The following is an 8,807-nucleotide window of genomic DNA, read 5'->3' as shown; positions in this document are numbered from 1 at the left end:
CTTCGTGGGGCAATATGCTCACAGCCAGTCAGAACTATGTGTTCAATGCACCGCACCTGGCAATCTATCCAGGACTCATGATTCTTTTTAGCGTACTGGCCTTTAACTCCCTGGGCGATGTACTGCGCGATGCCTTTGATCCCCGGATGCGCTCAGGTCAATAAGGAGTAGCCTTGCTTACAGTTCTAGTCAGTCCCATTTATGCCGAAGACCCCAGCCTGATTGGCAGGCTGCGCTCGAGGTTCCCCGAGGTCAGTTTCGTTGGGATAGGCCGTGAGTCTGCCTTCCCTTCTGCGGTGAATGAAGCCAGGGTACTGCTGTACGGCGGTCTGACCAAGCCTGTGCTAAGCGCTCTGTTGAACCAAGCCCCCAAAATTGAATGGATTCACACGGGAACGGCTGGTTTCGACTGGTTGATGGTGCCGGAAGTAGAGGCCCGCCCTATCCTGATTAGCCGCACCCTGCATGCCATGGATACCCCCATTGCCGAGTTTGTGATGGCGACCATGCTAGCCCACTACAAAAACCTGCCCAGGTTGCTGGATGCCCAGCAACGCCGAGCCTGGGAACCGCCCATCCATGGCGAACTCTACGGCAAGACCTTGGGCATTGTGGGGGCAGGCTCCATCGGAACGCGCATCGCAGGTTATGCCCGAGCCTTTGGGATGCGCATCCTGGGAACAAAGCGTAGTCCCGAACCACAGCCAGGGTTCAATAGCATCTATCCACCAACTGCACTGCACAGACTGCTCGAGGAGTCCGACGTGCTGGTGCTGGCCTGTCCTCTCACGCCCGAAACGCGGCACATGATGGGCTATGCCCAGTTCCAGCAGATGAAGCGTGATAGCTATCTGATTAACATTGCTCGAGGTGCCCTGATTGTCGAGGCCGACCTGATCCGGGCCCTGAACGAAAGGCTGGTCGCCGGAGCCTGCCTGGATGTATTCGAGCTCGAGCCCCTGCCTGTCGAAAGTCCTTTGTGGAACATTCCCAACCTGTTCGTCAGCCCGCACTGCTCTTATCGTTCTCCCCAGGTGCGGGCCAGGGTAATAGATGAGTTTTCCGAAAACCTGAACCGCTTTCTAAGTGGCGAACCTGTAAAGAACACCATGCGCCATGTGACGCTCGGTTATTAGCAGAGTGCTGAGAGCAGAACACTATTCTTTAGCCTCTGCATCCTCTTCCCCATCAAGGAGACCTATGAGCAACCTCACTCCCAACCGCCCCAACCGTGGATTTCACCGGGTACTGGAACAGGATCACCCCTATATCTGGGTAGACTCCTGTATTCAGGCCTGGCCCGATGGCGATTATGCCAACGCCCACAAGCACGGCTGCACCGCCTACGGGGTGACAGCCTTCCACCCGCAGCAAAACTTCGAGCAGTCGCTGGAAGAGCTGATGTACTGGCACCTGATCGCCCGCAAGTACCCCAATCTGCTGGTGGCCACGCGGGTCGAGCACATCCGCCAGGCCAAAGCTGAGGGGAAGAGCTGCTTTATCCTGTTCTCGCAGGATGGGGAGTTCGCCTGGGGCAAGCTGCACCGCCTTGAGGCCTTCTACCGGCTGGGGATGCGGGTGATGATCCCGGCCTACAACCGCAACAACCTGATCTGTGGTGGGGTGCTTGATGTGGGCGATGTGGGGCTGAGCCGTTTCGGGCGGCTGGTGATGAAGGAGGCCAACCGGCTGGGGCTGCTCCTGGACGGCACCCACATCAGCCGCCGGGCAACCCTCGAGATCATGGACTTGTCCGAAGACCCCATCATCTTCAGCCACTGCAACCCCAAAGCCCTCAACGACAACCCTCGCAATATAGACGATGAGCAGATCAGAATGTGTGCTGAACGCGGCGGGGTGATTGGCCTGGTGAACTGGGGGCCGTTGTGTCAAAAGAATGGACAGGAGGAACGCCCCACCGTAGAAGACTTTATTGATCACATTGACTACATGGCAGACCTGCTGGGCAACACGCTGCACATCGGCATCGGCTCGGATATGAGCCTGGGCAGTTACCCCGATCACACCTACGATCCCTGGGGCCACCCCGACTACCCCAATGTCATGGCGCGCTATAACAGAGTGGTGGGAATCAACTTCCGCTCACCCCTGCGCTTCGCCGAGAATTTCGATAGCTTCTCGGATGTTCCCTATGTGATCGAGCGCTTGGGGGCCAGAGGCTACAAGCACGAGGACATCGCCAACATTCTGGGTGAAAACCAGTTACGCCTGTTCGAGCGGGTCTGGAAGCCTATCGACACGGTGATCTAGGAGTGCTTATGCCGTAACGGCCCAGTACACCGGGGGCTGGTCTCGAGGTTCAACGATTACCTCGAAGAATTCTCAGGCTGCCCCTGTAAAAGCTCCATCTCACCGCCAGGCGCCACAAAACCCACCCGTTTGTGATGGCCGTCGCAAAAAGGCTTGTTTTCCGAATGGCCACAGCGGCACAGTGCCAGTTTGGCGCGCTCCAGCACCTGCTCTTGCCCATTAAGGACAAATTTCGCGCCCTCCGGTAAGTCCAGCACCAGCGACCCATTCTCACGCAAACGGATTTTCATAGGCTTAGTTTAGGCTTTGCTGATTTGCTCCGATCGGGGCGATTGACCCTACTGGCTACGGTTCGGAGTGAGACTTGTTCTTAAACTAGTGAATGATTTATCATAGTTGGCAACCGAGCAGGGCTAGGAGCCAGGGTGTCCGTGAAATATCCTGGGACAACCGTTAGAGTTAAGGACAGTATGCAAAACCTCGAGTTTCCAACCTACATCAAAAACGAGCGTGTAAAGCACTGGATTACCTCTGCGGTAGCGTTGTGCAAGCCCGCCGCCATCCACTTTTGCGATGGTTCAGAAGATGAGTACAACTCCTTGTGTGACCAGTTGGTCGAGGCCGGTACCTTTATCCGGTTGAACCCCCAGTTGCGGCCAAACAGCTTTCTGGCTCGCTCCGACCCCAGCGATGTAGCCAGGGTGGAGGAGCGCACCTTTATCTGCTCAAACAGCAAGGATGACGCGGGCCCGACCAACAACTGGATCAACCCCAAAGAAATGCACGCTACCCTCCAGGGGCTTTTTGATGGATGTATGGCCGGTCGCACCATGTATGTGGTTCCCTTCAGCATGGGCCCCATAGGCTCTTCGATTAGCTACATCGGTATCGAGATCACCGACTCGGCCTATGTGGTGGTAAATATGAAAATCATGACCCGCATGGGCCAGGCCGTCTACGGCCCACTCGGGGAAGATGGCGACTTTGTGCCGTGTATGCACACGGTGGGTATGCCCCTGGAGCCAGGCCAGAAGGATGTGGCCTGGCCCTGCAACCCCAAGGTCAAGTACATCGTGCATTTCCCCGAAGAACGCTCGATCTGGAGCTATGGCTCGGGCTACGGGGGCAACGCCCTGCTGGGCAAGAAAAGCCTGGCCCTGCGCATCGCCAGTGTAATTGGGCGCGACGAGGGCTGGCTAGCCGAGCACATGCTAATTCTGGGGGTCAGAGACCCCGCTGGTCAGAAAACCTATGTTGCGGCAGCCTTTCCCTCGGCCAGCGGCAAAACCAATTTTTCAATGATGATTCCTCCCAAAGGCTTTGTGCAAGACGGGTGGAAGGTGACCACCGTAGGCGACGATATCGCCTGGATCAAGCCCGGCCCCGATGGGCGTTTGTATGCCATTAACCCCGAGGCTGGCTACTTTGGGGTGGCTCCAGGCACAAGCCAAAAGACCAACCCCAATGCAATGGTGGCGGCCTCGAGGAATACCATTTTTACCAATGTTGCCCTCACGCCTGAGGGTGACGTGTGGTGGGAAGGCATGGACGGCCCGCCCCCGGCCAAAGCGGTTGACTGGCAGGGTAACCAGTGGACGACCGACAGCGGCAAAAAGGCCGCCCACCCTAACGCCCGCTTTACCGCCCCGGCCCACCAGAACCCGGCCATAGACCCCGAGTGGGAAAACCCTAAAGGTGTACCCATCAAAGCTTTTATTTTCGGGGGTCGTCGCGAAACCGTGGTGCCCCTGGTCTACCAGAGCTTCAACTGGTCTTTCGGGGTCTACCTGGGTGCCACCATGGGGTCGGAGATGACCGCAGCAGCATTTGGTCAGGTTGGCGAGGTGCGCCGTGACCCCTTCGCCATGCTGCCCTTCATCGGCTATCACATGGCGAGCTATTTCAACCACTGGCTGGATATGGGGCGCAAGGTGGTGGATCCCCCGCGCATCTTCAGTGTGAACTGGTTCCGCAAAGACAAGGATGGCAACTTTGCCTGGCCGGGGTTTGGCGAGAACATGCGGGTTTTGAAGTGGATCGTAGACCGGGCCAACGGACGTGGCCGTGGTACCGAATCGCCCCTGGGCTATGTGCCGCACTACGAAGATCTGGACTGGCGCGACCTGGACTTTAGCAAGGAGCAGTTCCAGGAACTTATGGCCATAGACCGCGAGCTATGGCTACGGGAAATCCTTTCGCACGAAGAGCTTTTTATCAAGCTCTATAACCGGATGCCCAAGGAGTTTCTGGCCATGCGCGAGTTGCTGATTTCCAACCTGTGGCGCTCGCCGAAATACTGGGATGTGGGCGGCCAGGAACGCGAGGATAACATCTAGACGCACCTGCCATATTTGTGGAGCCGGGCTTTGATCATAACGTGACGGGTGCCTTGCCGCTCGCCCGGCATCCCATTCATAAAGCTGTCCTCGGGCTATTAATGTTGTCCAGTGAGGGCAAAACTTTATGCGGGATGCCACGCTCTTCTGCCAGGGAAGAAGAAGTCAGGTTTCGTGATAAAGCCGGTAGGAGGGAGCAGAGGGGTCTTGATTTCCGTCGCCACCTTTGTGGCAGTGGTGCCAGAGCCGGTTTGCGCCATCAAGATGCGCTGGGCAGAAGCGACTTCATCTTTTCGGCTATGAACCTGGCCGCATAGGCTGGGTTGAATCGGTAGAGCAGATCCAGAAACCTCGCATCGGAGCCCACCAGGATCCTAAATCGGTCTTGTTCCATCCCTTCTACAATAATTCGCGCAGCTTTGCTAGCCTCGAGGGGCTTGAAGGAGCTCCTCTGTTCACCCGGACTCGAGGGTATATTTACGCCGGAGTGTGCGGTGATGTTGGTTGCTACGGCTCCAGGGAATACGACCGTCACCCGAACCCTGGTATTGAGCAGCTCGGAGTGTAGCCCCTCGGTAAGCAGCTTGACCGCAGCCTTGGCAGCCCCATACACGGTCTGCCCCGGCACCGGCAGGAATCCCCCCATGCTCGAGACGTTCACAATGTGGGCCTGTGGGCGCTTTAGCAGGGAGGGCAAGAAGGATTTGGTCATGTAGAGGGTGCCGTAGAAGTTGACCCGCATCACCCGCTCGAGGGCCGGGTAGGCCAGATCATTAACCCGGACGAAGGGCTGGATGATCCCAGCGTTGTTGATCAGGCCGTCCACGGCCCCGTGGTGGGCCACCACCTGCTCGGGCAGGGCCGCGACGGCCTCGAGGTCGGTAATGTCGAGCGGGTGTAACGAAAGCCGCTCGCCCGCCGAAGCCAGGCCGGCGGTCTGCTCGAGGGCAGCCCGGTCTATATCCACTGCCGCTACCCTGGCCTGCCTGGCCAGCAGCAGCAGAACCAGCTCCCGGCCGATCCCGTTACCCCCCCCGGTTACCACGATCACCTTGTTGGAAGTTTTCATACCCTAGTCTATGCCCACATGCCCAGGACGAAGGCCCTGCGAGGCTCGAGGGGTCGGTCCAGCTAGACCCCCCGTCATGGATATCGCATCCTGGAGGCTCGGCCGGGAGCGCTACATCACACCTTCGGCCCGCAACTCCTCGGCCAGTTTTTCGTAGCCTTTGCGGCCCATCAGGGCATAGGTATACTCCTTGCCCAGCTCTACCCCAGGCTGGTCAAAGGCGTTGATGTTCCACAGTTCACCCAAGAATGCAGTCTGCCACATTAGATGTTGCAGCAGCCAGCCCAGGTTGTAGGCATCGAGTTTTTCCAGCGTGAGGGTGTAGTTGGGCTGCCCGGCCTTGGTCAGGGCGTGGGCGGTGGCTCTGGCCTCGGCATCCAGCAGCTCAAAAAAACTGCGGCCAAACAGGTACTCGAGCCCTGGCAGACCCTTGACTGCCGGGATTTCCAGGTTCTTGCTGGGGTTCAGCAGGCGCACGAAGACGGTGAGTTTGTCGTGGGGGCCTTCGCGGAAAAGTTGTACCTGGGCATGCTGGTCGGTGGTGCCGATGGCCCGTACGGCGGTGGTTCCGGTGCGTACTTCCTGGCCCTGGCGATCCAGCCTCTTACCCAACGACTCGTCGTGCAGTTGCACAAACCAGTCCGGCAGAAAGCGCAGTCGGCTCGAGTAGGGCATGAAGACCGCAATGTTGATGCCCCGGTGGCTAAACAGATGGTTGACCAGGGCTGTCTGGGCGGGGAGGTTGGTTTCCAGCGCACCCCGGGCCTGCTCATTGGACTTGCGCGCTCCAGCCATCAGGCTTTCCAGGTCTACCTCTACAAACGCCAGCGGCAAGGTTCCCACCGGACAGGTTACGCTAAAGCGCCCTCCCACCGAGGGCGGCACCTCGAAGGCGGTCAGGCCCTCGGCCTGCACATAGGGGCGCAGGATGCCCTTGGTCGGGTCGGTGGTGACGACCGTGTGTTTTTTCCAGTCGGAGGTGCCCAGCTCGAGCCACTGCCGGAATACCAGAAAAGCCGCCATGGTCTCTGAGGTGGAGCCGGACTTGGAAATGACATTGACCAGGGTTTTGCGGGGGTCGAGGGTTTGCAGCAGCTCGAGGATGGGTTCGGGCTCGACATTGTCTACAAAGTGCAGCCGCACCGGCCCCCGGCCCAGGGCCGCATTAGTCGCCTGCGCGCCCAGGGCCGAACCGCCGATGCCCAGCACCACCAGGTCTTCTACCCAGGCGCTGGCCTGGCGGTAGCGCAGCACGTGGCGTACGGTCTCGGTATCTTCGGGTACCTCAATCCAGCCCAGAAACTCGGCAGGGTCGGACTTGCGGCCCCAGAGGGCATCGCGGGCATCATCCAATCGCTGCCGATGGGTGGCAAATTCCGCCGTCCAATCAATCCCATACTGGCCGATGCGCTCCGAAAATAGATTGTTCAGGTCTAAACGCAACATGCCGTTAGTCTACCCCCGCAACTGGTCAGATAGCGGCAAAATGCTAGACTGAAGAACGTCCCTTAGGGGCGGAACATCCGCCATGACCAGACCGCACTATGACCAAGCGTTCCCCTGAATCGTTGTTGCCCAGCCTGTCGCCAGCAGAGCATTCGGCGGTAGAGACGCTATGGCATGGTCTGGAACCCCATCTAAACTACCTTTCTGCCAGCTCGAGGGCGCGGATACACGCGGCCCTCGAGTTTGCTTACCTCGCCCACGAAGGCCAGAAACGTAAAAGTGGCGAACCGTATATCACCCATCCGGTAGCAGTGGCCCAGATCCTGGCCGAGCTGGGTCTGGACGCCGAGACCCTGATGGCCGGGCTACTGCACGACACCATCGAAGACACAGAGGTTCGCCCCGAGGAAATTGAGGAGAAATTCGGTGCTGCCGTTCGCAAAATTGTGGAGGGCGAGACCAAGGTTTCCAAGCTTTACAAGCTGGCTCATGCGGCCAGTGAGGACAAACCCGCCGAGGAAAAGCACGCCGAAGACCTGCGCCAGATGTTTATCGCTATGGCCGAGGATGTGCGGATTATCATCGTCAAGCTGGCCGACCGGCTGCATAACCTGCGTACCCTCGAGTTCATGCCGCCTCATAAACAGCAGCGCATTGCCCGTGAAACCCTGGAAATTTACGCACCGCTGGCCCACCGGCTGGGGATTGGACAGGTCAAGCTGGAACTCGAAGACCTCTCCTTCCGCTATCTCGACCCCGTGGATTACCAGTCCCTCGAGGCCCGCCTCAAGAGCCACCGCGCCGAGCGCGAGGCTGCCGTGCAGGCTGCTAAGGAGAAGCTGGAACAAGCCCTCGAAAGGGACTTTATTCTCAAACAGTCCATCAAAAAGGTCGAGGTAACAGGCCGCACCAAACACCTGTTCTCCATCTGGAAGAAGATGGAGCGGGAGGGCAAGGCCATCGAACAGATCTACGACCTGCTGGCCCTGCGGGTAATCCTCGAGCCCCGCCAGGGAAAAGACCCGGAAGAAAATGCCCTGCGCGAAAAACAGGTCTGCTACCACGTGCTGGGGCTGGTACACGCGCTGTGGCAGCCCATTCCGGGCCGGGTCAAGGACTATATCGCAGTGCCCAAGCCCAACGGCTATCAGTCACTGCACACCACCGTGATAGCCGTGAACGGACTGCCGCTGGAAGTGCAGATTCGCACCCGAGAGATGCACAAGGTCGCCGAGTACGGCATTGCTGCCCACTGGCTCTACAAGGAAGGCATCACCGATTCCGAAGATCTCAAGCGGCGGGTGGGCTGGCTCAAAAGCATCCAGGACTGGCAGCAGGAGTACAGCAGCTCGCGTGATTTTGTCGAGGCCGTCACCAAAGAACTGCTGGGGGGCCGGGTCTTTGTATTCACCCCCAGGGGCAAGATCATCAACCTGCCCAAAGGCGCTAGCCCGGTAGATTTTGCCTACCACATCCACACCGAGGTGGGGCACCATATGGTGGGGGCCAAGGTCAATGGGCGCATCGTACCCCTCAGTTACGAGCTGCAGAACGGCGAGATCATCGAGATTCTCACAGCCAAAACCGCTCACCCCTCAAAGGACTGGGTCGAGTACGCCAAAACCAGGTCAGCCAAACAAAAAGTGCGGACATTCTTTCGCGCTTTTGAACGGGCCGAGACCCTG

General features: G+C 58.6%; 7 protein-coding genes and 1 pseudogene. 5 read left to right on the top strand and 3 right to left on the bottom strand.

Going from position 1 to position 8,807, the window contains the following annotated elements; all coding sequences use genetic code 11:
• The 3 genes and pseudogenes from Q0288_RS12700 to Q0288_RS12690 all read left to right on the top strand — a co-directional run.
• A pseudogene (locus tag Q0288_RS12700) lies at positions 1-164 on the top strand (ABC transporter permease); the annotation flags it as partial.
• A gap of 9 nt (positions 165-173) precedes the next feature.
• Positions 174-1,136, top strand: coding sequence for a D-2-hydroxyacid dehydrogenase (locus tag Q0288_RS12695; RefSeq protein WP_299430984.1), 963 nt, complete (start codon positions 174-176; stop codon positions 1,134-1,136).
• 64 nt (positions 1,137-1,200) lie between these two features.
• Positions 1,201-2,271, top strand: a complete 1,071-nt coding sequence (locus tag Q0288_RS12690; RefSeq protein ID WP_299430982.1) for a membrane dipeptidase — start codon at positions 1,201-1,203, stop codon at positions 2,269-2,271.
• Between the two features lie 56 nt (positions 2,272-2,327).
• Here Q0288_RS12690 and Q0288_RS12685 read toward each other — a convergent pair whose 3' ends face one another.
• Positions 2,328-2,561: a CDGSH iron-sulfur domain-containing protein gene (locus Q0288_RS12685; protein ID WP_299430980.1), complete on the bottom strand. Its 234-nt coding sequence runs from the start codon at positions 2,559-2,561 to the stop codon at positions 2,328-2,330.
• A gap of 180 nt (positions 2,562-2,741) precedes the next feature.
• Between Q0288_RS12685 and Q0288_RS12680 the strand changes: the two genes are divergently transcribed.
• Complete coding sequence (locus Q0288_RS12680; protein ID WP_299430978.1) at positions 2,742-4,607, top strand: phosphoenolpyruvate carboxykinase (GTP); 1,866 nt, start codon at positions 2,742-2,744, stop codon at positions 4,605-4,607.
• Between the two features lie 259 nt (positions 4,608-4,866).
• Here Q0288_RS12680 and Q0288_RS12675 read toward each other — a convergent pair whose 3' ends face one another.
• Together Q0288_RS12675 and Q0288_RS12670 are read right to left on the bottom strand one after the other, a co-directional pair.
• Positions 4,867-5,676 carry an SDR family oxidoreductase gene (locus tag Q0288_RS12675; RefSeq protein WP_299430976.1) on the bottom strand — a complete coding sequence of 270 codons (810 nt, stop codon included), beginning with the start codon at positions 5,674-5,676 and terminating at the stop codon, positions 4,867-4,869.
• Between the two features lie 111 nt (positions 5,677-5,787).
• The gene (locus Q0288_RS12670; protein WP_299430974.1) at positions 5,788-7,122 is read right to left on the bottom strand and encodes a glucose-6-phosphate isomerase; all 1,335 of its coding nucleotides are present in this window, start codon (positions 7,120-7,122) and stop codon (positions 5,788-5,790) included.
• A 98-nt stretch (positions 7,123-7,220) separates the two neighbouring features.
• Here Q0288_RS12670 and Q0288_RS12665 point away from each other — a divergent pair.
• On the top strand, positions 7,221-8,807 hold a 1,587-nt coding region (locus Q0288_RS12665), incomplete at its 3' end, for a RelA/SpoT family protein (RefSeq protein WP_299430972.1).

Source organism: uncultured Meiothermus sp. (assembly GCF_937863175.1).
In the GTDB taxonomy this organism is placed as follows: domain Bacteria; phylum Deinococcota; class Deinococci; order Deinococcales; family Thermaceae; genus Meiothermus.
This window is presented reverse-complemented; position numbering and strand designations above follow the sequence as displayed.

Coding starts and splice junctions, on each gene's coding strand:
- Q0288_RS12690 (WP_299430982.1), top strand. CDS start 1,201: ATGAGCAACCTCACTCCCAACCGCCCCAACCGTGGATTTCACCGGGTA.
- Q0288_RS12685 (WP_299430980.1), bottom strand. CDS start 2,561: ATGAAAATCCGTTTGCGTGAGAATGGGTCGCTGGTGCTGGACTTACCG.
- Q0288_RS12680 (WP_299430978.1), top strand. CDS start 2,742: ATGCAAAACCTCGAGTTTCCAACCTACATCAAAAACGAGCGTGTAAAG.
- Q0288_RS12675 (WP_299430976.1), bottom strand. CDS start 5,676: ATGAAAACTTCCAACAAGGTGATCGTGGTAACCGGGGGGGGTAACGGG.
- Q0288_RS12670 (WP_299430974.1), bottom strand. CDS start 7,122: ATGTTGCGTTTAGACCTGAACAATCTATTTTCGGAGCGCATCGGCCAG.